Raw genomic sequence first — 22,988 nt, 5'->3', positions numbered from 1 at the left:
ACATATTATGCTAAATTTTAGTTTTTTCATAGTGTTTTATTCTGTATATTTTATTCTGCCCAATAAACATGAATTGATTTTTTACTATGTGCTAAAAGAATTGAAATGGGTAAATTTGAATCTTCTTTTAACAATGCTTTTTCTAAAATTTCTTTCTTTTTTGTGCCTTTTATAAAAAGAAAAATTATAGATGTTTCACATAATGCATTAAAACTTAAGCCTATGCGATTAGGAAAAGGCATGGGCCCTTTCGTTTCAATGAATATTTTTGGGTTGTTTTTAACATATTCCTGAGGTGGAAAAAGAGAAGCGATATGACCGTCTTCACCCATGCCTAACAAAACAAGATGTAGTTTTTTGTTTTGGTGAATCCATTCTTCATTCAATGATTTTTCTAGTGTTTGTTGATTAAAATTAAGAGGTGCTAAGCTAAAAAAATCTGGATTAGGGGTATTTTTAAAAAGTGTTTGATAAAGCAACGTTTCATTGCGCCCAATATGATTGTGAGCAAGAAGTCTTTCGTCGCTTAAAGTAAAACACACATTATTCCAATCTTCTTGACTTAATAATGTATATAATTTTTCAGGTGTAGATCCTCCAGCAAGCGCTACAACTTGATTGAGTGAATTTATTTTTTGAAGTTCTTTTTTGAAATCCGTATAAATTTTTTGGGTAAGTTTGTCTTCAGTATCAAAATAATGTTTTACAATCTGCATTATATGTCCTCATGCCAGGTAAACCCATCCCGTTCAATCAATGCAATAGACGATGTTGGCCCCCAAGTGCCTGCGGGATATGTTTTTAGCGGTGGTGATAATTCTTGAAAGGCATTAAGAATATTTTCAGTCCATTTCCATGCTTCTTCAACCTCATCTTTACGCATAAATAGGGTTGGAATACCGCGCACAACATCCATGATGAGCCGTTCATAGGCATCTGGATAACGCTCATTAAAAGTTTCGGCAAAATTTAAATTTAGGTATACGGGCACCAGATTCATACCAGGGCCAGGGGTCTTAGACATTAATTTAAATTTGATGCCCTCATCTGGTTGAAGTCGTATCACTAATCTGTTTTCTTCAATAATACCAACGCTTGATGGATAAATAAGATGTGGTACTTTTTTAAATTGAATGACAATTTCAGAATATCGACTATGTAAACGTTTACCTGTACGTAGATAAAAAGGAATGCCAGCCCATCGCCAATTATCAATATAGGTTTTAAGGGCAATAAAGGTTTCGGTTGTGCTTGTTTGGGGTATATTTTGCTCTTCCAAATATCCTTTTACGTTTACATCTTGTATGTTGCCTTGTTTGTATTGCGCTCTAACAACATGCGTAATAACATCTTGATCTTTAATGGGTCTTAGCGCTTTAAGAACACGTAACTTTTCGTCACGAATCGTATTGGCCTCAGCATTTGATGGTGGCTCCATTGCGACTAAGCATAAAAGTTGCAGCAAATGATTTTGAACCATGTCACGTAAGGCGCCTGATTGGTCATAAAACTGATGACGTCCTTCAATACCAATTGTTTCTGCAACTGTAATTTGAACATGGCTGATGTATGAGCGATTCCACATAGATTCAAAAAGTGTGTTCGTAAAACGTAACGCCATTAAATTCTGTACTGTTTCTTTGCCTAAATAATGATCAATACGGTAAATTTGACTTTCTTGAAAAACATCACAAATAAGATTATTTATTTTTTGGAACGAGGCTAAATCATGGCCCAAAGGTTTTTCAACAACGACGCGTGATTTTTTAGTCATTAAATCCGCAAGTGAAATATTCTGCGAAATGGGACCAAAAAGTGAAGAAGGCGTTGCTAAATAAAAAATGCGCGCCAGTTCAGTATCGCTTGATAATATTGTTTTAATTTTTTTGTAGGATTCAATATTCAGCGCTTCAAATTGAATGTAATGAATACGTTCAAAAAAAGAATCAACTTTTTCTTTTTGTTCTGTAAAAAGGGGTTGATGCATATCAAAAATAGATTGAATAAAATCTTCTTTTGATAAATTTTCGCGGCCTAAGCAATATACTTTTCCATGAATTGGAAGTCGATTATCGCAATGAAGATGGAAAAGTGCCGGCATAAGTTTACGCATTGACAGATCACCTGCGCCTCCAAAAACAAGCATTTCAAAAGGAATCATCGGAATAATATAAGCCATTTTTTGTCCATATTACTTGTAATTTTAACAAAATTTAATTTTTATTAGTGTAAACAATGCTGTTTCATTATGTCTTTATTTTTTTCTTGCATTTTAACTCTAAATATTGTCAAATGAGGATAGAGAGTCACTGTAACCAAAGATACCACAAATTAGTTAAAAAAGGGTAAAAATATCATGTTAACATCTGTTCAATCGACTTCTTTTTTTGAGCTTTCGCCTCTAGATGATGGCGAGGATCTTATGCGCAAGCTGTCAGTTTTAAAAAATTCTTACAAAAAAATCGATGAAGAAATTCAGAAATTCATTAAAACGTCGCCTTCAAATCAATTGCAATTGGCACGCTTACAACAAGTCAAGAAGAACATTAAAGTTCAAATAGATCACTTTCAGAGCGAACTTCATCCAAACATCGTTGCATAGTTTTCGGGACATTAAGTTTACAAAAATATGGGCTTATTTTACACACGATTGGACCATCGACAAATTCTGAAAATTTCGGGTGTCGATACAATTGAATTTTTGCAGGGTCTTATAAGTAATGACGCGCGTATTTTAACCCAACAGAAGCCAATTTATGCGGCTTTTTTGACACCTCAGGGTAAATTTTTAGAAGATCTATTGATCACATTGTTTCAAGGTGACATTTGGATGGATTCTTTCAAAGAAAGTTTTGAAGATTTCAAGAAAAAATTGACCCTTTATAAATTAAGACAAAAAGTTATATTACAACCTATTGAATCCCATCAGATATATGCAATATGGGGTGAAAATTGGTCACATCTATTTAATTTTGCTGATAATCAAACGATTTTAGAAATAAGCGAAGGGGTCATTTTTAAAGATCCTAGATTAAATATGCTCGGTGGGCGTGCTTATTTAGAAAATGATGCCCTTTTAAAACAAAATTCCTTTATGGAAAAATCACTCGACGATTATGATGAACATCGTATGAAATTGGGTATTCCTGATGGCGCACGCGATCTACAATCAGGAAAGGCTATTTTACTTGAAAATGGTTTTGACGACATGGGTGCAATTGATTGGGAAAAAGGGTGCTATTTAGGACAAGAACTAACGGCAAGAACTAAATATAGGGGATTGGTGCGTAAAAGACTTTTACCTTTTTCTTATATCGGTACAACGCCCATTATAGGTGATGTTGTGCATCTTCTTGAAAATAGTGCAGGTGAAATAAAATCAGTCAGTTCTAACATAGGGTTAGGCCTTTTTAGATTGGAATATCTTAAAGAGCTTATCAACAATAAAGGTGTAATAAAATCTTCAGGCACAATAATTCATCCTTTTATACCAGAATGGATGAAGTTTAATTTAAGTGAAGATTTTTAATAAACGTTGACAAAAAAACTATATCTTTTAACATGACGTATATTTCTTAAGGAGAGCCAAATGAACCGTAAGTTAACATCCATCATATGTTTTTCACTTTTAACTTTTACATCAATAAATCAAAGCAATGCGATGGGCAGCAAAGATGCGCCTGCAAATGCTAAAACAGAGATAGCTGAATCAACTGGTTCTAAGGTTCAATTGGCTGATAAATTTTTAGAAGTTTCAAAATTACTAACATTTCCAGACATTCGTAAATTTTTAGCCCCCCTAGAAGAAGAGTTTAAAGGGCTGGATATGCCTGCAAAACCATTCGATAAAACTTTGGCGAAGGCTAATGAATATTTGATGCAATTTATTCAACCTGTGATGAATGTTATTAAAAAACCGATGATTGCAGAAGCTGCAAAGCATTTTACAGAAGCTGAATTAAAAGAGCTTATTGAAATTTATCAAAAACCTGTTATGCAAAAACAATATGATTTTATGCTCACTTGGATTTTAGGACCTCTTTTCAGTGCACTTAAAGATCCTGCTGTTCTTGCGCAATACACTCAAGAGATTATTGGCCTTGGAATGGGATTTGCATTACAACAAAACCCAAAAGAATGGATCAAAAAAGGACAAGAATTGACGAAACTTGTTGAAGAAGAATTAACAGCGCTTCAATTAACAGTTAAATTTGATTCACCTGAATTTAAAGAAAAACTTAAAAATCGTTACAAATCTGTGTCCGCTATCATTGATACGTTGAATTTAAGTAAACTTTCAACAGATGTTCAAGGTCTTTCTAAAGGAATTGAAGGTATGCTTCAAGGAAAACAACATGATGGTATGCCTCAAGGAATTCCTATGGAAATGCCACAAGGGGTGCCTCAAGTTATGCCCCAAGCAATGCCATTGGGAGAGGAGATGCCTGAAACTTCAGCATCTGCACCAGTTTCTTTTGTAGAATCTGAATCAAGTGCAGAATAGTTTAAACTAATCGTCTTCTTTTGGAAGGTATTATATAAAAAAGGGGCCTTTGGCCTCTTTTTTCGTAAACCATAAAATCAGATCATCATCAAGACAGACATTGCTTCCAGGCATTATAGGATGATAATTATATGTCACGCCTAAACCATCTGGAATATATCCACGTTTCACATATATTTTTTGAGCAGAACCATAATCTTTGTAAAGACCAACACCTAAGCCAATGATATTACTTTTTTTAAAAGCCTTATTTTCTGCGTGATCTAATAAAGTTGATCCTATTCCTTTATTTCTAAAAGGCGGTAATACATTGAGGTCCATTATTTCAGGGATATTTTTATCATGAAAGGGTTTGTAATAAGATTCAAATTTAAGCGTGATGTAGCCCGCAAATAAATTGTTATAATAAGCGAGCCATATTAAACGTTCACCCTTTTCTTGTTCGTTACAATAAGTTTCAAATGTTTCAATGGGTTTTGGCCAATGATGTGCTTCAAAACTTGAAACAATTTCAGGAATATGGTGTTTAGAAAAAGGTTTGATTTCAATCGATTGTGATTTCATATGATTATTCATGACTTATTTGAAAATAAAATTAATTATAAGTTGAGATATTTTACTAAAATTCTTCATCTTGTTGATCTAAAAATCTGATTGTAGTAGCGTCTATATCTTCATTATCAGAATGTGTGTTTTCTTTTGTAAACCTATGAATTATATCTCTAGCTTTCAAAGTATCTTCATCATCTGAAGAAAGGTTTCTAAAAACTGATTCGTCGTCAGCATCTCCGTCTTCTTCAGCAAATCCAAGTATTATTGCATTAGCAAGAAGTTGATCCTCTTCTGAAGAAGTTTCTCGTTCATTAAATTGTAGAGGGGTTTCACTTTCTAAAAGAGCATGAAAAAAAACACTTGATTGAATTAAAATTTGATTAATAATTTCTAATTCTTTGATAAATTGATTTTTAGTAATGTTTATCTCTTTTGCTTCCTCAAGTTTTAAGACCACCCTATCTAAAGTTAATGAATCTAATTGTGTATTTTGTATTAAATAAGTTTGTGATTCTATTGGGAGAATATTGAATATTGAATTAAGAATTTGTTTAAAAGTGTTTATTTCAAATCGGATGCTATAAGGATATATATTAAAAAACTTTAAAAGAAATCCGTAGTAATTTTCTACTTCATGAGAATTATCGGGGAAGTTTTCGTTGAGTCTTTCATGATTTGATTTATCAGTAAGAATATCATTTATTGTTGCGGTTTGTTTTAAAAAATTATAAATTTTTTCATTATCAGGAAAAAAGTTTGATTGAGCATTTTTTTGTGGCAAATCTGCAGATCTAGCTAGTCTTTCAATGTGAAATAAATTGTTAATAAGGTGTAAATAAGCATTATTTTTGGGTGTTTCTTCACCCGTTTCAGAATCACTGCTATAAATTTTTACAGTATCATCACTTTCAATATCAGATCCATCATAGGGGCTAAAAAACGGCTCATCATCATCCGAAGATCCACTTGCATAAAGCATAGAGGGATTATTAAGAAAGTAACATAACGTTAATAGATAAAAAAATAGACGCATTCCTTGACCTTTAAGATTTATTTAGATAAAACTTATTCTTTTATAATTCTTCCATGTTAGAGAGTGTTGATCAAGTTTTATTATTTTATAACATTATTCATTTAGGTTAATAGAGCGTCATTCTTCGTTCATGTAGGAAGAGACTACACTTCACTCATCATTCCTTCTCTTAACCTAAAGCGATAACACTATAGTTAAATGACTATTTATTATCAGCCTTCCCATACAAAACAATTTTGCTCAAATCCTCTAGCGACTAGATCTTGACGTTCGCGCTCTAAATCTTTTAGTTTTTTACGAAATTCTTCTAAATCTTGGTCAGAAATATCATTACGCATTCTTTGCACGATTCTTTCTCGTTCTTGTCTAATGTTTTGAATTTTAGCTTTAATATTACTGCATTCATCAGCATACGAGAAACTAATGCATGAAACTGAAAGAATGATAATTGTATAAAATGCTCTCATTTAATTCACCATGATACATGTCTTTTATACAATTGTACCTAGAAAAAATTAAAAAAGAATAAAAATTACGTTTGATTTCTTTTTAATTTAAGGACAAAAAGATACAAAAATAGAGACAAAAACGTAACAACAGCAATACAGCCTGAAAGCACAATTAATTCTCCATCATAAAGAACGGATGTGATTGATAAAATTAAGGCAAATACAATGCCACGGATAAGCGACATAGCAGATGATGTAGCGCCAGATGCATCTTTGCTGAAAAGTGAAAAGCACTCAGCGGATAAGGATGAAAGCATAAACCCTAAGCCTCCACTGCAAAGAACCATTGCAGATGTTATAGCAATTGCAGAAAAAGGTAAGACGAAGGTAATTATTAAAAAAACAATTGCGCCAACAACAGTAATACCCATGCCTATTTCAATCGTTCTTTTTTCACCCCAACGATGAATAACAAAACTAGAAATATAGTTAAAAACTGAATTAGAACTCATAATAATTGCTTGATAGATACCGAAACCAAAAGGCGAGATATTAAGAACTTCTTTGTAGTAAAAAGAGGAAGATGCGGTAAAGGCGATATGTGCCCCAATCATGATAGAGGGGATAAAAACAATCATTAAAAAAATCTTATGCGTAAATATTTTTTGATAGTTTTTAGTTGTTGTTAGAACTGAAAATGGTTTTCTTATTTTATTTGTTTCAGGTAATAAAAAATATAGAAGCAAGGCAGATATGAAGGACATTAAACTTAATAACCAAAAACAATAACGCCAATCATTATAAGTTGCGAGTATTCCGCCGATAAAAGGCGCTAATACAAGAGAAGTTGTAATGGTCGTCGTTATATACGAAAATCGAATAGCAACAGATTTACCATGAGAAACATCAGAAATAATGGCGAAGCTTAAAACCATGCCTGCAACGTTTGACATCCCCTGAAAAACACGGGCGACGATGAGCATTTCAACACTCGTTGCGAGACTTGCAAGATAGGTTATAAAAGCAAAACAAAATTGAAAAAAAATAATCAAACGTCGTCTACCAAAAGCATCTGATAAAGGACCAATAAAAATTGTTAAAACAGTTGATCCAAGCATCCCTGCCGTGATTGTAAATTGTACTTTTTCTTGAGTTGTTGCAAAAAAACTTACCATTTGCGGTAAACTTGGGATATAAATATCAATTGAGAAGACGCAGCACATTACGACAAACATCAGAAGTGGTAGAATGTATGAAAATTTTATGTCTTGTGCTTGATCCATGATAATGCTCTAAAATACAAAGGAAAACAATTTTAGTGAATTCTACACCCATGTCAAACAATATGATAGCAAAAAAATGTGCAAATCTTTTGCATTTTTATGATGAAATTTTGCAAATTAATGAAATTATTACATCCATTCCGCAGAACAAAAAAAATTATACTTTTCAATCTAAAAAAGAAATAATACATATTGAACCAATTGTTGATCATATTAAAATAATACCTGTTAAAATCCTTAATCCTGCTCAAGATATTGACGAACTTAAAAAACAGCTTTTACAATTCAAAGCTAATTCTTTTGAAAAATCAGAAACAACCTTTGTTTTTGGAGATGGAAATCCCAATGCCGATTTGCTCATTTTAGGCGATGCACCAAGTTTTGATGATGTGCAATCAGGCAAACCTTTTATGGGTATAGTGGGCCAATTGTTGGACCGGATGCTGGGGTTCATTAACGTTACGCGTAGCAATTGTTTTATGAGCAATGTTACTTTTTGGCACAAACCTCAAAACTATCAATTCAACCCGAAAGAAATTGAAGAAGCGCTTAATTTCATACACCAAATGATAAAGCTTATTAATCCTAAAATTATTGTAACATTGGGTGCAATTGCTACAAATGCGCTTCTTAACAAACCCCAGGGAATTACACAATTGCGCGGTAAATTTCATCCTTATCCGCTAAATCCAGATATTATAATTTTGCCTAGTTTTCATCCATCAAGTTTATTAACTTCACCACAAAATAAGCAATTATCTTGGCGCGATCTTTTGTTATTAAAATCAAAAATTTTTGAAATGGAAAGTTCCAAGTGAGTATAATAGTTACAGGGAGCAATGGTTTTTTTGGCAAACCTTTGGCCGAATTTTTAACGCGTTCTGGTTACGATGTTTATGGTGTTCAGCGTCAAAAAACAACAAGTACTTTTCAGCAATTAATTATGCCTGATTTTCATGATCAGCAAAAATGGAATGCGATTTTAAAAGATAAAAAAACAATTATTCATTGCGCTGCACGCGTTCATCAAATGAATGATAAAAACAATTTTGAAACGCAAAAATTATATTTTGATACCAATTACGCAATAACGAAAAAAATTGTAGATGCGGCACTTGTTCAAAATGTAAAACATTTTATTTTTATAAGCTCTGTTGCAGCATATCCTTTTGATTTATCATTGCCTCAAACTGAATTATTGTCGTCTTTGAGATTAAGGTGGTCTTTTTACGGTGAGAGTAAATATAAGGCTGAAGAATATTTAAGATCTATAAAAGATATGAAAATCACAATATTAAGACCTCCCTTAATTTATGGTCCTCATGTTAAAGGTAATTTAGAAACACTTGTAAAATTAGTTCAAAAAAAAATTCCTTTACCCTTTAAGTCTATTGCTACTAGGAAGAGTCTTATTTCAATCGATAATTTTTTGGATCTTATTCTTAACCTTATTAGTAATCCAAATGCTTGGGATAAAACTTATTTTGTAAAAGATTACGATTTGCCTTTAAATGCGATTATTGCTGAAATGTGTAAAACGCTTAATATGCCATCACAATTATTTGCTTTTCCTGAATTTTTTTTGAATCTGATGATAAAAACACCCATATTAGGGCATAAAGTAGAACGATTTATGCAAGAATTAGTTTTTGATGATACGCCTATCCGTGATGCCTTAAAATGGGCTCCCTCCTTTTCATATCAGGATGGTATTAAAAAAATGGTTCAATCTTTCTGATAAAATATGTATTTAATACTCCTATTTTTACGTTTTTTTTGTTACAGTATGTATATTCTAAATTATCTTACAGATGTAGGCCCATATGCTTGAAGCTGTTTTGAAGGAAGCCATGATTACACTTTCGTTTCCAGATGGATCTCAACGTGAATACCCAGAAGGTATAAGCGGATTTGAAATTGCCAAAAATTTAAGTCAAAGCCTTTCTAAGGCTGCTGTTCTTATGAAATTTAATGGCACCTTACGCGATCTTTCGACCCAGCTCACGACGAATGGCACCATCGAAATTTTGACGATTACGCATCCTGAAGCGCTTGAGACGTTGCGACATGATGCAGCACATGTGATCGCAGAAGCTGTTAAGGAGCTTTTTCCTGAAACACAAATAACCATTGGGCCTGCTATTGAGAATGGTTTTTATTACGATTTTTATCGTGAAACATCTTTCACGCCTGAAGATCTTCTTAAAATTGAAGAACGTATGCGCGATATTGTTAAGCGAGACGAAAAATTAAGCCGTGAAGTTTGGCCACGTAATAAAGCCATCGATTTCTTTGAAAAAGAAGGCGAAAAATTTAAAGCAGATATCATTCGTGATTTACCAGAGCATGAAGATATTTCATTATACAGACAAGGTAATTTTATCGATTTATGCCGTGGGCCGCATTTTCCTTCAACAAGTAAAGTGGGCACTGCCTTTAAATTAACGAAGCTCGCAGGTGCTTATTGGCGCGGTGACCCTAAAAATCCACAATTACAACGAATCTATGGGACAGTTTGGCCAAGCCAAAAAGAACTTGATGATTATTTACATCAAATCGAAGAAGCGGAAAAACGGGATCATCGCCGTTTAGGTCGTGAAATGTCTCTTTTCCATATGCAAGAGGAAGGTCCTGGTGTTGTTTTCTGGCATCCTAAAGGCTGGACAATCTTTACATTATTGCAAACTTACATACGACACCGCCTTAAAGAAGCTGATTATAAAGAAATAAATACACCGCAACTTTTAGATAAAGCATTTTGGGTAGCTTCAGGCCATTGGGACAAATTCCAAGAACATATGTTTATATCTGAAGTTGAACATAAAACTTTTGCAGTTAAGCCTATGTCTTGCCCAGGCGCTATTCAGATTTTTAAACAAGGCCTTAAAAGTTATCGTGACCTTCCTTTACGTTTATCCGAATTTGGTTTATGTCACAGGAATGAAGCGTCAGGTGCTTTACATGGATTATTACGTGTTCGTGCGATGACGCAAGATGACGCCCATATTTTTTGTACACCTGAACAAATTACGTCAGAAACAAAAAAGTTCTGTGCGCTTTTGGCTAAAGTTTATGAAGATATGGGATTCCCGTCACCGCGTATTAAATTTTCAGATCGTCCTGAGACGCGCGCAGGTAGTGATGAAGTCTGGGATCAGGCTGAAAATGCGTTAAAAACGGCTATTGAAGATGTAGGTCTTGATTATACACTTAATCCAGGTGAGGGCGCTTTTTATGGGCCAAAACTTGAGTTTGTGTTAAAGGATGCGATCGGCCGTGATTGGCAATTAGGCACGTTACAAGTTGATTTTATTTTACCAGAACGATTAGGCGCCACTTATATTGGTGAAGATGGTAAAAAACATGTGCCTGTTTTATTGCATCGTGCTATTTTAGGATCATTAGAACGTTTCATCGGTGTGTTGATTGAGCAATATGCAGGTAAATTTCCACTTTGGTTAAGTCCATGTCAAGTCATGGTGACGTCTTTAACCAGCGTTGAAGATGATGCGGCACGTATTGTGTATCACGCGCTACAACATAAAGGTATTCGCGCAGAACTTGATTTGCGTAATGAGAAAATTAATTATAAAATACGTGAGCATAGTTTGGCTAAAATGCCCTACATTTTTGTGATTGGTAAAAAAGAAGCTGCTGAAAAAACAGTTGCTATACGAAAACTTGGATCCACTGCGCAAGAAATCCTTGCATTAGATGTGGCAATTGAGAGAATATATATTGAAAGCCAACCACCTTATGTGAATAATTAAGGTAGAAGGTTTTTATTCGTATTAATGTTTAATGGAGAAGTTACATAAAACCACAAACTGGGAATCAGACACCACCCAATGAAGGGTACCGTGTCAATAGGGAAATTCGAGCACGTCAAGTACGTGTTATTGATCCTGAAGGTACAATGCTTGGCGTTATGAGTGTTGAAGACGGCGTAAAACATGCGCAACGTTTAGGGCTTGATTTAGTTGAAGTTTCCCCACAAACGGATCCACCCGTTTGTAAAATTTTAGATTATGGTAAATTTAAGTATCAAGCACAAAAAAAGCGTGTTGAAGCAAAGAAAAATCAAAAAGTTATCACGATTAAAGAAATTAAATTTCGTCCCGTGACTGATTCCAATGATTATATGGTTAAACGTAAAGCTATTGAACGCTTTTTAGAAGAAGGTGACAAAGTTAAAGTCACGATGCGTTTCAGAGGACGTGAAATGGCGCACCATGAAATTGGCCTCAAGCTTTTAGAACGCCTTCAAGAAGATCTTACTGAAATTGCAAAAGTTGAGCAAAATCCTAAAATCGAAGGTAAACAAATCGTGATGATGTTGTCGCCTAAGGTTTAAAGATATTTTATAGTATTGTCCATTTAGGTTAATAGAGCGTTATTCTTCGTTCATGTAGGAAGGACTACACTTGACTTATCATTCCTTCTCTTAACCTAAAGCGATAACACTATATTATATTTTAATGAATATATTGAAATTATTATAAAATATAATTAGGAAAACCTATTATCAATCTACGTGACAAAAAATGAAATAACTTCGGTTTCACCTCTCCTCTTGTGGGAGAGGTCGGCGCGTAGCGACGGGTGAGTGGATCTAAAGCGTTTACAAAGAGCAACACCATCATGCAATAATCTAAGCATTGTCAAACAAATACCCCTCACCCGCTCCCTTTGGTCGTGACCTCTCCCACAAGGGGAGAGGTAAAAAAAATCTTTTTTTTGAAGGGCTTTTGGTAAAAAATTGTTTTCGCTTCTTAGAAATAAGTTGCGGCGTGTGAGAGCGGGATAGTTAAAAATGGGCTTAATTTCATTTTTTGTCCGCTAGATTGAATTAGATTACTTCCATGCTAAAACATGGACTTGTTTTGCCAAGGAAAACATTAAATTTGGATCATTTGTTGGGATGGCTTCAATTTCTTTTTCCCATGCAGCAACCTTATCAGTCGTTAAAAGATTAATTTCAATGGCTTTATTTTTCCATTCAGAAAGACCCATTAAAAGCATTTTTTTTAAATCTATGGCCGTAATTTTTTGTTGGTTATAATATACTTTTACGGGATTAAAACCAGTTTTTTTGTACAAATCTTCAAGTCGGTTACCAATATCGTAATCAACTTTTTTATGGTGTCCCAACGCCATTACAATATTTACATAATCATCAATAACAGGCTTCCCTTGGGTAATGGTACTCATGATTGATTCTTGAGAAACTATAACACCTCCTTGTTTTAATAAAGGTTTAATTTTTTCTAAAGCATTTTCAGGATGCTCTAAATGCATTAGAACAAGACGCATATAAATAAGATCGGCAGGATTTTTTGAAGTATTTTCTAATTCTTTGATGTCACCCTTAATAAAAGTAACATTTTTATGGCCTTCTGACTTGATACGTTTTTCTGCAGTTTTTAATTGTTCTTGACTAATATCCAACGCATAAACGTGACCATTTGGTCCAACTTTATCTGCTAAATAAGATGTCATTGCACCTACACCGCAGCCTATATCCCAAACAATCATGCCTTTTGAAAGTTTCGCTTTTTCTAAGTGCTCATAAGCATCTTTGGCAAGTAAGTTATTTTGCAGTTCTAATCGTTCACGTGCTTTATCACCCGTTGCTAGAACATATTTTTCATTTTTTTCTGCAGCGTATGACATGTTTAACAACCCCAAACTCACTATTAATAACAAATAAATTGTTTTCATGGTAATTTTCTTATTTTTATCTATACCCAAAACAAGGGTACTGCTTTGATTTATAAAATATTATGCTTTTGACGATGTTGGGTCAATAACAAAACTATATGAATTTTTTGGATAATATTTTACAATTTTATTGATGAGAAAAATAAAGAATAATGCAATGAAATTAAAGACATGTATCTTGACTATCTTATTAATTAACACAACAAACATTGCTGAAGCTGGAAAAACATCTTTTTATAATAAGCTTGAAAAACAAAATCAAAGAAATTTACAAAAACTTGATCAAAAAAATAAAAAAACACAAAAATTATATAATGACGTTTCTACATTACTTTTTCTCTCAACATTATATTCTTATATAAACGCTGGACCTAAAGATAAAGAATCTGAAGATTTTTTAATTGAATTTGATAATGAAGCAGAGCAAACTGATTTTCTTGAATTCTCAAAATCTAAAATAAAAAACGATGAAATTCCTGAATAATATTTTCATAGACATGACGCTTAAAAGGAATAGCAAGGTTAGCTAATTCACTAACATTAGCCCAACGCCAATTGAGAAATTCAGGATGCTCTGTCAGCAAATTTATGTCACGATCATTACCTAAAAAACGATACAAAAACCATTTTTGACGCTGCCCTTTATATTGTCCATTCCATAATTTTTGTTGGAGGTCTATGGGTAAATCATAATAAAGCCAATCGGATGATTCAGCCATTAATGCGGCTTTATTGGTACCGATTTCTTCTTCCAATTCACGCATGGCAGCGCGTTTTGGGTCTTCACCTTCTTCAATGCCGCCTTGGGGCATTTGCCAAGCTTCAGTGCGTGTATCAATGCGTTGTGCTACAAAAACTTTACCCAGATTGTTTAACAGCATAATGCCAACACAGGGTCTATAAAACGCTGGATTATTCATGAGCACTCACAATCGCTGTTAAGGGTGCTAAAACAAAAGGTTTGTCCGAAAGTTGGATGCTCCATTTTTGAATAAGGTCAATCATCGCTGGATTGATTGTTGCAATCACAATCTCTTTTTTAGATTCTGGGCATTTTTGTTCAATGACAAGCAATTGTTTTAAGATTTCTTCCTCGCCTATATCGCTATGAATAGGAGTAGGTGTAATGATATTAGGCTGTTTTAGTATTTCTTTAGATTGTGTAGAAGAAACCAGCAATAATCCCTTATCATCCATTTGTTTTTTTAAAGGTACCCAAAAGGCCTCTGGAAATGAATCATCGATATCACTGACGCTAAAGCCTATTGCTTGTGAAGATTTGCCAATAAGTTCTTCCATTTTTTTTGAATTATCTTCGAGCGTTAGTCTTGAATCAAGCGCAAGCATGCCGCCATCACAAACAATGCCTTCATGTTGTGTTATGGGCAAATCGATTAAAACTTCATGATTGGCTTCTTTTGCTTTCTGAATCCAATCATCAAGATTATATGTATAAGGTGAAAAACTTAAAGTGATATAAGGGGGTAATTCTTTGATAGCACGAATCGTTAATTCTTGGCTTAGACCGAGTCCAGCTAATATAATTGCAAAATGAGGTATATCTTTAGATCCATTAAAAGCGATTGCGTTTTTTTGCCAACACAAATCTTTTTTGTCTGGTTCTTTTACGTGTTCTGTTTTTGAATTATTGCCAAATTTTTTAGGATCAACAGGCTCAATAAACTCCAATGGAATTTGTGGCATTGGAATTTTACAACTTGGTGGCGTCCTTAATGCTTTTGTTTCAGGCGACAATAATATGATCCATGTCATCAAGCCAGAAAGTGATGCAACACTCACCCATAAAAGAATTAAAAGGGGATGTTGTTTTAAAAAATTGAAGCCTTTTTTAATCATCAAAAAATCTCTCAAGCTGCATTTATTAACTACCTAGATTATGCGGCAAAGTCTAGAAAAGTCGAGAACCGGCACGGAATGTACTAAAGCACATGAGTACCGGAAGGCGCAGATTTGACAACGAATTTGCCCATAAGATATGTAGTTAATCATCAGCGTTTCATAAAGTCCTTGTATACTACGATTGATTTTAACAAGTCTAAAGCACGTTCTAATTGATAATCAATCAATTCTTTTTTCGACTTTTCATCAGATTTGGTATCTTTTTTACTTAAGATATCTTCTAATTCTTTTTCTTTTTTGGTGTTATCTTTTTTCTTTTCATCATCGTTTTTTTGGGGTGAAGCATTTTCTGTTGGTTTTTCCTCATCATCATGGTTTGCATCATCTACTTGATCATTATTATTTTCTTCAGATTTTGCGGTTTTTTGTTCTTTTTTACTTACACCACCTGGTATATCTTTTTCGGTGATACGGGGACCCAAGTCAATTTTTTCAATAGATGCAAGTGCTACCTCAAGATCCGGTTTGACGCCATCATCTTGAATGGTTGCACCGGATGGTCTGTAATAACGTTGGGTTGTAAGGCGTATTGCTTTTTTATCGCGTAAAGGAATGACAGTTTGAACTGATCCTTTACCATAGCTTGCTTCGCCCATAACGATTGCGCGTTTATGATCTTGAAGCGCTGCAGATACAATTTCTGGCGCTGAGGCAGTACCACGATTAACTAAACAAACAAGAGGTAAATCTTTAAATTGATCGCCACCACGCGCATGAAAACGTTGAATATCTTCATGATTTTTACCGCGAATTGACACAATTTCTTTGCCTTTTTCTAAGAAAAGTTCAGTAACTGCATTAGCTTCATCCAAAAGTCCGCCTGCATTATTGCGTAAATCTAAGACAATACCTTTAATGGGTTTGCCGTCTTTTTTAATTTTTTGATATTCTTCTTTAAGTTTATCGGCGGTATTAGTATCAATAAAAGTTGCAACCCTTAAATAGGCAAAATCACCTTCACGTTTACCGCGAACGGGGCGGGTCTTAATAAGTTCGCGTTTAATGGTGAGTTCAAGAGGTTTTTGGCCTTCACGTCTAATCGTAATTTTAACTTCAGTGCCAGGTTTACCTTTTAATTGTTTGATTGCATCATCTAAATTCATGCCCAAAATTAATTTACCATTTACATGGGTAATATAATCACCAGCGCGAATACCTGCTTTTTGTGCAGGGCCATCATCCATGGGTGATATGACTTTTAATATGCCACTTTCAGCAACAATTTCAACGCCTAACCCCCCAAATTCACCCTTCATTTGGCTGCGCATATCTTTAAAATCTTTTTCATCGACCAAATGAGAATGTCGATCAAGCCCCGAAAGCATACCTTCAACAGCGTTATCAATAAGCTTAGAAACAGGGACATCATCAACATAACCTTCTTGAACGCGCTGAAGAACAGACCCAAAAAAATTAAGCGCATGATAAACATCTTCGTTCTTCTTTTTGTTCGTCTTACTATCTTCTAAAACTGGTTGTTGTTCGGTCAGTAATGCCCTATCTTCTGAAATTGACTGTTCTTCAGCCAATAATGGCGATCCAAATTGAATTAATGTCAGTGCTGCAATTAATGTATGAAACGATAATTTAGACATTTATTTAACCTTAATTTTTGTCACGTAGTTATTTAGTAATTTTCTGTTTTCCTGGACGCAATTCTGACTACGAATTTGCTCTAGGATAGGTAGCACTCTCAATAAACTATCCGGATTATGAGGTAAAGTCTAGAAAGAACGAGGACCGGAACGGAGTGTACTTCTTCGTACATGAGTACCGGAAACGCAGTTCTGACGACGAATTTGCCCATAAGATGGGTAGTTTACGGTTCAAACCATGGCATAGGATCTATTGGTTGTAGATGCTTACGAAACTCTAAAAAAAGAATTGGCTTTATAAACTGGCCTTCTTCGTTTTTTTGTGTCATTTCAACATAACCCACTAGATCGTTTTTTTGTACTATTTGACCGGGCGCGACCTTTACATTATCAAGCCCCATTAAAAGAGAATGATATTCTTGTCCATGCTCAATAATAACGATGTTGCTATAATGACGGAAAGGCCCACAAAAAGCAACTTTACCTGTAAAGGGTGCTTTAACGGGACATGCGGGCTCAACTTCAAATCGAATGCCGTGTGATTTATGCCCTTGATCATCTAATTCATTGAATTGACGAATAATTTTTCCAGCAACAGGTCTACTAAAATTCCCTTTTTGAGGATTAAAATTTTCTTGTTCGCTTTGAGGTGATGTCGTTATTTGAGATGGATGTTTTGGTACTGATTTTAATAAATCTTTAACGGAATTCATGGTGCATGTTAAAGCTTCAAGTTTTTTTTGTTCCTTTTCAGCAAGCTCTTCTTTTTCTTTTTTTAGTTTTACAGAAATGTTTAATTGTTGGTGTAAATCTTCATGATCTTTAAGTAAGTCTTCTTTTTCATTGGATAAAATAGTACTCATTTTTGTCAATTTTTGCTGATCAATTTGTAAATTTGATTTTGTTCTATGATATTTAAGTGATTTTTCTTTTAGGTTTTGCAATGTAGATTTTAGATAATGAAGTCCTAACACAGTTTCGTGCGCTGAATGATCTAAACCTAAAAAAAGCTGTGGTGGTATTTTACTTAAACGAAGCAAAAGACTTGTATACGATTGTTCATTCTGTTTTAAAATCTTTTTTTTAGCATACAATTTTTTAATGCGTTGTGTTAGGAAAGTTATTTTTTCTTGATGTTCCTTTATATCATTTTCTTTAAGATGAAGATTTTCTTTTAATGTTTTAATCTTTAGATCAAGATGTTGTAATTTAGTGTTTAGTTCATCAATTTCTTGAAGTAATGTATCGCATTGTTTTTTCTGCGTCAGAACTGAATGTTTAATAGTACCAAATTGTTGCGGTAATGCATCGTTTTTTGCCTCTACCAAAAAAGGAAATAACAAACATATAAAGAATACATATTTTTTAATCATTAGACTTCTTTCGAAACTCTACTACTGTGGTCGATTGATGCGTCGCTTCGGTACTCAGATCCTCATGTATGAAGAATACACTGTGGTCTTCCGTGCCGAATCTTCTATCACTCGCCCCACATTAGCGAGTTTCGAAAGAAGTCTATTACAAACGACTTTTGCCTAATGCGTTAAAAGTGACATTCCACTCATCTTTTCTGGTTGTTCAATCTCCAAAAAGGACAATAATGTTGGGGCAACGTCACATAATTTGCCATTTTTTTTCAATAATAAAGAAGTTTTAAAACTTGTCACTAAAATAAAAGGAACTGGATTCATTGTATGTGCTGTGTGCGGTTGCTTGGTAACGGGATCATACATATATTCAATATTGCCATGATCTGCTGTAATGGCTAAAATGCCATTAACTTTTTGAACAGCTTCAACGAGTTGTTTAATGGCCTGATCCACATGAATCATCGCTTCTTTTGCAGCGTCAATAATGCCGGTATGACCAATCATGTCTGGATTTGCGAAATTTACCAAAATAAAATCATATTTAGTTGAGTTAATAGCTTCAATAAGTTTGTCAGTCACACCCTGAATGGACATTTCGGGTTGTACATCATAGGTTGCGATATGGGGTGATGGTATAAGAACGCGTTCTTCACCGGGAAAAGGTTCTTCGATACCACCATTAAAGAAAAAAGTTACATGGGCGTATTTTTCAGTTTCAGCAATTCTGAATTGGCGTAATCCATGAGATGAAATAAGTTCGCCCAATCCTTGATCCAAAGGAATAGGATGAAATAAAGACGGTAAAAAAGGTTTTAAATCATCAGCATAATCAACCATGGCAAGCGATGCTGCCCATTGGATGATTGTGGATCTTTTAAATTCATGAAAATCAGGCACAAGAAAAGCACGTAAAATTTGACGAATACGATCTGATCTATAATTAAATGAAATTAATCCATCTTGATTATTGACGCCCTCATAATCTTTATGTTTAAAAGGCAACATAAATTCATCTGTCACATCTTCTGCGTAAGATGCATTAATTTCGTCTGTATAAGATTCTACAGATTTTGCATGACCAACAATTATAGCATCATAGGCTTTTTGCGTTCTGTCCCATCGATTATCACGATCCATGCCATAATAACGCCCCATTAAAGTCGCTATTTTAACATTTGGTAAATCTTTAATATTATCCTGTATTATTTTTATAAAGGGCAATGCACTTTTAGGTGGTGTGTCCCTACCATCCAAAAATCCATGAATGGCAACAGGAATATTTTCTGCATTTAATAATTTAATGAACGCAATTAAATGATGAATATGACCATGAACACCACCATCGGATAAAATGCCTATTAAATGGCACGTTCCTTTTGATTTTTTTAAAGCCTGTATAAATTTAACTAAGGATGGTAGTTGGTTAAATGTATGATTTTCGATTGCTTCATCAATGCGGGGTAAATCTTGCATCACAATGCGGCCAGCGCCTAAATTCATGTGGCCGACTTCAGAATTACCCATTTGATCTTTAGGTAGACCTACAGCCAAACCTGATGCTTCAAGTAATGAACATGGATATTGATCCATTAAATCATCTAAAAAAGGGGTAGTGCCCGTTAAGGCGCAGCCTTTTTGGCCGTCCTGGCGTTTGCCCCATCCGTCGAGGATGCATAAAATAACTGGTTTTTTGCGTGTCATGCAATAATTAAATCAGCAATCTTATTTAAGCACAACATGCCATCAAGGGTTAAACGCAAATGATTGTCATCATATGTTAAAAATCCTTGGCTTTCTAAATCTTTTACTTGATCCATATGCAGGCTTTTATACCAATCCATACCAAAGATATCTTTAAAATCTTGATGTCTAACACCTTGATTTAAACGCAAACCCATCAGAAAAAATTCTAATGTTTGATCTTGCAACGGCAAGGATATTTTTTCTTTTTGGCCAAAATTTGTTTTTGTAACTTTTTCTGCCCATAATTCGGGTGATTTTACATTATAAACAGCATAACGTTGATCATCTAATACGATGCGCGAATGTGCACCTGGTCCTAATCCTAAAAAACGACCATATTGCCAATATAATCGATTATGACGTGATTCTTGCCCTAAGGCCGCATGATTAGACACTTCATAAGCAGGAAGACCTGCAGATGTCATTATTTCTTGTGTTAACACATAAAAATCACGTGCTAATTCTTCTTCTGGTAATTTAAAATCACCGCGATTGGCGGCTTGATAAAAAGCTGTGCCTTTTTCAAGTGTTAATTGATAAAGCGAGTAATGCTTTAAGCCAAATTCTAATGCTTCTTTTAATTCTTCTTGCCATTCATTAAGTGTTTGATCAGGGCGTGCATAAATCAAATCAAAACTAAGTCGTTCAAAATATTCTTGTGCAATTTTAATCGCTTCTTTGGCTTCTTTAACATCATGTTTACGCCCTAAAAATTTTAAATCTTTGTCGCGTAAAGATTGAACGCCGATAGATACTCGATTAATACCGATCGATCTAAAATCTTTAAATTTTTGGGCTTCTACAGTATGCGGATTGGCTTCTAATGTGATTTCAATATCATCTGCAAATTGCCAGTGTTTCTGCACTTCATTAAGAATTTTATTAAGGGCAATGGGGGAGGCGAGCGATGGCGTGCCACCGCCAAAAAATATGGTATCAATTTTAGGTTCAGGCATAATTTCAGCATAGGATTTTATTTCGTGCAAAATCCCTTTAAGCCAAGGATCTTCATCAAGATTTTCTCGTACATGGGAATTGAAATCACAATAAGGACATTTTGAAAGGCAAAAAGGCCAATGAATATAAAGACCAAACATTAACTAAAATACGTGCGTACTAATTGACGCATCGCAATCGCACGATGGCTTATTTTTTGCTTTTCTTCAGGATCCATTTCACCAAAAGTTAAATCTGATCCAGCAGGAATAAGGATCGCATCATATCCAAAACCATTATTGCCACGTGGTTCTTCTGCGATATCGCAAGTAATTTTACCTTCGACAAATTCAACATGCCCATCAGGCCAAGCGAGTGCTAAGACGCATACAACATCGGCTTTACGATCTTTTTTGCCATTTAATTCTGTTAAAACACGATTAATGGCGACTGAAAAATCTTTATTCTCGCCTGCCCAATCAGCCGAATAAACACCTGGATCACCGTTTAATGCATGAATGCAAATACCAGAATCATCCGCCAATGATGGCATGGCCGTTGCTTTTGCGATGGTGAGCGCTTTTAATTTGGCATTACCTTGAAAACTTGTTTCAGTTTCGGGTATTTCAGGTAAATCAAAACGTGTGACAGGAATAACTTCGACATAATAAGGACGTAAAAAATTTTGAAGCTCAATCAATTTTCCTTGATTTCGTGATGCAAGTACTAAGTTTTCATCACGAAAGGGTCTGATAATAGGCTGGCTCATTCTTTAATCCTTTTATACGTTGGTCTTATTATTTTGACAAAACATCTCGTTGCATTTGCAATAATTCATCAATCCCTTTACGTGCAAGAGTCATAAGTTTTGAATATTGCTCTTCCGTGAAAGGGGATTGCTCAGCAGTAGCCTGAATTTCAATAATGCGTCCGTCAGACGTTAACACAAAATTAGCATCCGCTTGTGCGTCTGAATCTTCATCATAATCAAGATCCAAAACAGGATTGCCTTGATATATGCCACATGAGATAGCTGCTACTTGAACTTTAAGGGGCATTGTTTTTATTTTTTTAGATTCGTGTAACTTTGTTAATGCTTGATGTAACGCAACGTAAGATCCCGTGATAGCCGCAGTTCTTGTGCCGCCATCAGCTTGCAAGACATCACAATCAATCTTGATTTGTCTTTCGCCTAAAAGTGATAAATCAATGATGGCACGCAAAGATCTGCCGATAAGTCTTTGTATTTCTTGTGTGCGTCCAGATTGCTTACCTTTGCTGGCTTCTCGATCCGTACGCTGTAACGTTGCGCGTGGCAACATGCCATATTCAGCGGTAATCCAACCTTGTTTTTTATCGCGCAAGAAAAACGGCACTTTTTCGTCAACGCTTGCAGTGCATAAAACATGCGTATTGCCAAAGCGTACAAGACATGATCCTTCAGCATATTTGCTGTAGCCTGGGATTAACTCAATATCGCGTAATTGATCAAGTGCTCTTCCAGATGGACGCATATTTGTTATTTCCTTGGTATTTAATTTCATGAGCCTTTTCCTGGATTTTGACTAAATTGCGTTTCGAATTTATTTTCAACATCTTTCCAATCGTCTGCATCACTTGGTGTTGCACCACGTTTAGTTATGTTAGGCCATTTTGACGCATAATCACGATTAACTTCAAGCCATTTTTCAGCATCTTGTGCCGTATCAGGAATAATTGCTTCAATAGGGCATTCTGGTTCACAAACACCACAATCAATACATTCGTCAGGATTGATAACGAGCATATTTTCACCGACATAAAAACAATCAACAGGACACACTTCAATGCAATCCATATATTTGCAGCGTATACAAGATTCAGTGACGACATAAGTCATGGA

24 protein-coding genes are annotated in these 22,988 nt (G+C 34.7%); 8 read left to right on the top strand and 16 right to left on the bottom strand.

The annotated features are described in order from the left end of the window. Positions 1–50 precede the first annotated feature (50 nt). Both pgl and zwf read right to left on the bottom strand, forming a co-directional pair. Positions 51–716, bottom strand: a complete 666-nt coding sequence (gene pgl, locus Q8L85_04105) for a 6-phosphogluconolactonase (protein MDP1723865.1) — start codon at positions 714–716, stop codon at positions 51–53. Then, positions 716–2,179, bottom strand: a complete 1,464-nt coding sequence (gene zwf, locus Q8L85_04100; GenBank protein MDP1723864.1) for a glucose-6-phosphate dehydrogenase — start codon at positions 2,177–2,179, stop codon at positions 716–718. The genes pgl and zwf overlap by 1 nt, the downstream gene beginning before the upstream one ends. Positions 2,180–2,356: 177 nt before the next feature. On the opposite strand from zwf, the gene Q8L85_04095 reads away from it, so the two are divergent. From Q8L85_04095 to Q8L85_04085, 3 genes are read left to right on the top strand one after another with little or no spacing between them, the layout of a single operon-like run. After that, the gene (locus Q8L85_04095) at positions 2,357–2,602 is read left to right on the top strand and encodes a hypothetical protein (protein MDP1723863.1); all 246 of its coding nucleotides are present in this window, start codon (positions 2,357–2,359) and stop codon (positions 2,600–2,602) included. A 27-nt stretch (positions 2,603–2,629) separates the two neighbouring features. Then, the gene (locus Q8L85_04090; protein ID MDP1723862.1) at positions 2,630–3,529 is read left to right on the top strand and encodes a folate-binding protein; all 900 of its coding nucleotides are present in this window, start codon (positions 2,630–2,632) and stop codon (positions 3,527–3,529) included. Positions 3,530–3,589: 60 nt separating this feature from the next. Next, a complete protein-coding gene (locus tag Q8L85_04085; GenBank protein ID MDP1723861.1) occupies positions 3,590–4,504 on the top strand; it encodes a hypothetical protein in 915 nt (304 codons plus the stop codon). A gap of 30 nt (positions 4,505–4,534) precedes the next feature. On the opposite strand, the gene Q8L85_04080 is transcribed toward Q8L85_04085, so the two are convergent. From Q8L85_04080 to Q8L85_04065, 4 genes are all read right to left on the bottom strand, one after another. Beyond that, a complete protein-coding gene (locus Q8L85_04080) occupies positions 4,535–5,068 on the bottom strand; it encodes a GNAT family N-acetyltransferase (GenBank protein MDP1723860.1) in 534 nt (177 codons plus the stop codon). A 55-nt stretch (positions 5,069–5,123) separates the two neighbouring features. Then, positions 5,124–6,089, bottom strand: coding sequence for a hypothetical protein (locus tag Q8L85_04075; GenBank protein ID MDP1723859.1), 966 nt, complete (start codon positions 6,087–6,089; stop codon positions 5,124–5,126). 212 nt (positions 6,090–6,301) lie between these two features. Continuing rightward, complete coding sequence (locus Q8L85_04070) at positions 6,302–6,556, bottom strand: hypothetical protein (GenBank protein ID MDP1723858.1); 255 nt, start codon at positions 6,554–6,556, stop codon at positions 6,302–6,304. A 65-nt stretch (positions 6,557–6,621) separates the two neighbouring features. Further along, positions 6,622–7,821: an MFS transporter gene (locus Q8L85_04065; protein ID MDP1723857.1), complete on the bottom strand. Its 1,200-nt coding sequence runs from the start codon at positions 7,819–7,821 to the stop codon at positions 6,622–6,624. A gap of 35 nt (positions 7,822–7,856) precedes the next feature. Here Q8L85_04065 and Q8L85_04060 point away from each other — a divergent pair, with 35 nt between their 5' ends. The 4 genes from Q8L85_04060 to infC all read left to right on the top strand — a co-directional run bounded on the left by Q8L85_04060 (position 7,857) and on the right by infC (position 12,175). Further along, positions 7,857–8,639 (top strand): uracil-DNA glycosylase, encoded by a 783-nt coding sequence (locus Q8L85_04060; GenBank protein ID MDP1723856.1) that lies wholly within the window; start codon positions 7,857–7,859, stop codon positions 8,637–8,639. Beyond that, on the top strand, positions 8,636–9,559 hold the full coding sequence (locus Q8L85_04055; GenBank protein MDP1723855.1) for an NAD-dependent epimerase/dehydratase family protein: 924 nt from the start codon (positions 8,636–8,638) through the stop codon (positions 9,557–9,559). Before Q8L85_04060 ends, Q8L85_04055 begins: the two co-directional genes overlap by 4 nt. A 112-nt stretch (positions 9,560–9,671) precedes the next feature. Beyond that, positions 9,672–11,591 (top strand): threonine--tRNA ligase, encoded by a 1,920-nt coding sequence (gene thrS / locus Q8L85_04050; GenBank protein MDP1723854.1) that lies wholly within the window; start codon positions 9,672–9,674, stop codon positions 11,589–11,591. 44 nt (positions 11,592–11,635) lie between these two features. Next, entirely contained in the window at positions 11,636–12,175 is a 540-nt protein-coding gene (gene infC / locus Q8L85_04045) for a translation initiation factor IF-3 (GenBank protein MDP1723853.1), read from the top strand. Between the two features lie 500 nt (positions 12,176–12,675). On the opposite strand, the gene Q8L85_04040 is transcribed toward infC, so the two are convergent. Continuing rightward, positions 12,676–13,494 carry a class I SAM-dependent methyltransferase gene (locus Q8L85_04040; protein ID MDP1723852.1) on the bottom strand — a complete coding sequence of 273 codons (819 nt, stop codon included), beginning with the start codon at positions 13,492–13,494 and terminating at the stop codon, positions 12,676–12,678. 226 nt (positions 13,495–13,720) lie between these two features. On the opposite strand from Q8L85_04040, the gene Q8L85_04035 reads away from it, so the two are divergent. Beyond that, complete coding sequence (locus tag Q8L85_04035) at positions 13,721–14,026, top strand: hypothetical protein (protein MDP1723851.1); 306 nt, start codon at positions 13,721–13,723, stop codon at positions 14,024–14,026. On the opposite strand, the gene Q8L85_04030 is transcribed toward Q8L85_04035, so the two are convergent. From Q8L85_04030 to Q8L85_03990, 9 genes are all read right to left on the bottom strand, one after another. After that, on the bottom strand, positions 13,995–14,462 hold the full coding sequence (locus tag Q8L85_04030; GenBank protein MDP1723850.1) for an RNA pyrophosphohydrolase: 468 nt from the start codon (positions 14,460–14,462) through the stop codon (positions 13,995–13,997). The genes Q8L85_04035 and Q8L85_04030 overlap by 32 nt on opposite strands. Further along, the gene (locus tag Q8L85_04025) at positions 14,455–15,399 is read right to left on the bottom strand and encodes a divergent polysaccharide deacetylase family protein (GenBank protein ID MDP1723849.1); all 945 of its coding nucleotides are present in this window, start codon (positions 15,397–15,399) and stop codon (positions 14,455–14,457) included. The genes Q8L85_04030 and Q8L85_04025 overlap by 8 nt, the downstream gene beginning before the upstream one ends. A gap of 152 nt (positions 15,400–15,551) precedes the next feature. Beyond that, on the bottom strand, positions 15,552–17,057 hold the full coding sequence (locus Q8L85_04020) for a S41 family peptidase (GenBank protein ID MDP1723848.1): 1,506 nt from the start codon (positions 17,055–17,057) through the stop codon (positions 15,552–15,554). A 224-nt stretch (positions 17,058–17,281) separates the two neighbouring features. Continuing rightward, positions 17,282–18,430: a peptidoglycan DD-metalloendopeptidase family protein gene (locus tag Q8L85_04015; GenBank protein ID MDP1723847.1), complete on the bottom strand. Its 1,149-nt coding sequence runs from the start codon at positions 18,428–18,430 to the stop codon at positions 17,282–17,284. Between the two features lie 162 nt (positions 18,431–18,592). Further along, entirely contained in the window at positions 18,593–20,128 is a 1,536-nt protein-coding gene (gene gpmI / locus Q8L85_04010; protein ID MDP1723846.1) for a 2,3-bisphosphoglycerate-independent phosphoglycerate mutase, read from the bottom strand. Beyond that, positions 20,125–21,267: a radical SAM family heme chaperone HemW gene (hemW, locus tag Q8L85_04005; protein ID MDP1723845.1), complete on the bottom strand. Its 1,143-nt coding sequence runs from the start codon at positions 21,265–21,267 to the stop codon at positions 20,125–20,127. The genes gpmI and hemW overlap by 4 nt, the downstream gene beginning before the upstream one ends. Further along, positions 21,267–21,875, bottom strand: coding sequence for an RdgB/HAM1 family non-canonical purine NTP pyrophosphatase (rdgB, locus tag Q8L85_04000; protein ID MDP1723844.1), 609 nt, complete (start codon positions 21,873–21,875; stop codon positions 21,267–21,269). The genes hemW and rdgB overlap by 1 nt, the downstream gene beginning before the upstream one ends. A 28-nt stretch (positions 21,876–21,903) precedes the next feature. Next, positions 21,904–22,620 carry a ribonuclease PH gene (rph, locus tag Q8L85_03995; protein MDP1723843.1) on the bottom strand — a complete coding sequence of 239 codons (717 nt, stop codon included), beginning with the start codon at positions 22,618–22,620 and terminating at the stop codon, positions 21,904–21,906. 26 nt (positions 22,621–22,646) lie between these two features. Further along, complete coding sequence (locus tag Q8L85_03990) at positions 22,647–22,985, bottom strand: ferredoxin family protein (protein ID MDP1723842.1); 339 nt, start codon at positions 22,983–22,985, stop codon at positions 22,647–22,649. Positions 22,986–22,988: the final 3 nt, after the last annotated feature.

This window comes from Alphaproteobacteria bacterium (assembly GCA_030680745.1).
GTDB lineage: Bacteria > Pseudomonadota > Alphaproteobacteria > JAUXUR01 > JAUXUR01 > JAUXUR01.
This window is presented reverse-complemented; position numbering and strand designations above follow the sequence as displayed.

Excerpts from the sequence above, each read along its gene's own strand:
- Q8L85_04015 (MDP1723847.1), bottom strand. The coding sequence starts at position 18,430 with ATGATTAAAAAATATGTATTCTTTATATGTTTGTTATTTCCTTTTTTG.
- Q8L85_04075 (MDP1723859.1), bottom strand. The coding sequence starts at position 6,089 with ATGCGTCTATTTTTTTATCTATTAACGTTATGTTACTTTCTTAATAAT.
- Q8L85_04025 (MDP1723849.1), bottom strand. The coding sequence starts at position 15,399 with ATGATTAAAAAAGGCTTCAATTTTTTAAAACAACATCCCCTTTTAATT.
- gpmI (MDP1723846.1), bottom strand. The coding sequence starts at position 20,128 with ATGACACGCAAAAAACCAGTTATTTTATGCATCCTCGACGGATGGGGC.
- Q8L85_04020 (MDP1723848.1), bottom strand. The coding sequence starts at position 17,057 with ATGTCTAAATTATCGTTTCATACATTAATTGCAGCACTGACATTAATT.
- Q8L85_04080 (MDP1723860.1), bottom strand. The coding sequence starts at position 5,068 with ATGAAATCACAATCGATTGAAATCAAACCTTTTTCTAAACACCATATT.
- Q8L85_04095 (MDP1723863.1), top strand. The coding sequence starts at position 2,357 with ATGTTAACATCTGTTCAATCGACTTCTTTTTTTGAGCTTTCGCCTCTA.
- thrS (MDP1723854.1), top strand. The coding sequence starts at position 9,672 with ATGATTACACTTTCGTTTCCAGATGGATCTCAACGTGAATACCCAGAA.
- Q8L85_04070 (MDP1723858.1), bottom strand. The coding sequence starts at position 6,556 with ATGAGAGCATTTTATACAATTATCATTCTTTCAGTTTCATGCATTAGT.
- Q8L85_03990 (MDP1723842.1), bottom strand. The coding sequence starts at position 22,985 with ATGACTTATGTCGTCACTGAATCTTGTATACGCTGCAAATATATGGAT.
- Q8L85_04030 (MDP1723850.1), bottom strand. The coding sequence starts at position 14,462 with ATGAATAATCCAGCGTTTTATAGACCCTGTGTTGGCATTATGCTGTTA.
- pgl (MDP1723865.1), bottom strand. The coding sequence starts at position 716 with ATGCAGATTGTAAAACATTATTTTGATACTGAAGACAAACTTACCCAA.
- zwf (MDP1723864.1), bottom strand. The coding sequence starts at position 2,179 with ATGGCTTATATTATTCCGATGATTCCTTTTGAAATGCTTGTTTTTGGA.
- hemW (MDP1723845.1), bottom strand. The coding sequence starts at position 21,267 with ATGTTTGGTCTTTATATTCATTGGCCTTTTTGCCTTTCAAAATGTCCT.
- Q8L85_04085 (MDP1723861.1), top strand. The coding sequence starts at position 3,590 with ATGAACCGTAAGTTAACATCCATCATATGTTTTTCACTTTTAACTTTT.
- rdgB (MDP1723844.1), bottom strand. The coding sequence starts at position 21,875 with ATGAGCCAGCCTATTATCAGACCCTTTCGTGATGAAAACTTAGTACTT.
- Q8L85_04065 (MDP1723857.1), bottom strand. The coding sequence starts at position 7,821 with ATGGATCAAGCACAAGACATAAAATTTTCATACATTCTACCACTTCTG.
- Q8L85_04090 (MDP1723862.1), top strand. The coding sequence starts at position 2,630 with ATGGGCTTATTTTACACACGATTGGACCATCGACAAATTCTGAAAATT.
- Q8L85_04040 (MDP1723852.1), bottom strand. The coding sequence starts at position 13,494 with ATGTCATACGCTGCAGAAAAAAATGAAAAATATGTTCTAGCAACGGGT.
- rph (MDP1723843.1), bottom strand. The coding sequence starts at position 22,620 with ATGCGTCCATCTGGAAGAGCACTTGATCAATTACGCGATATTGAGTTA.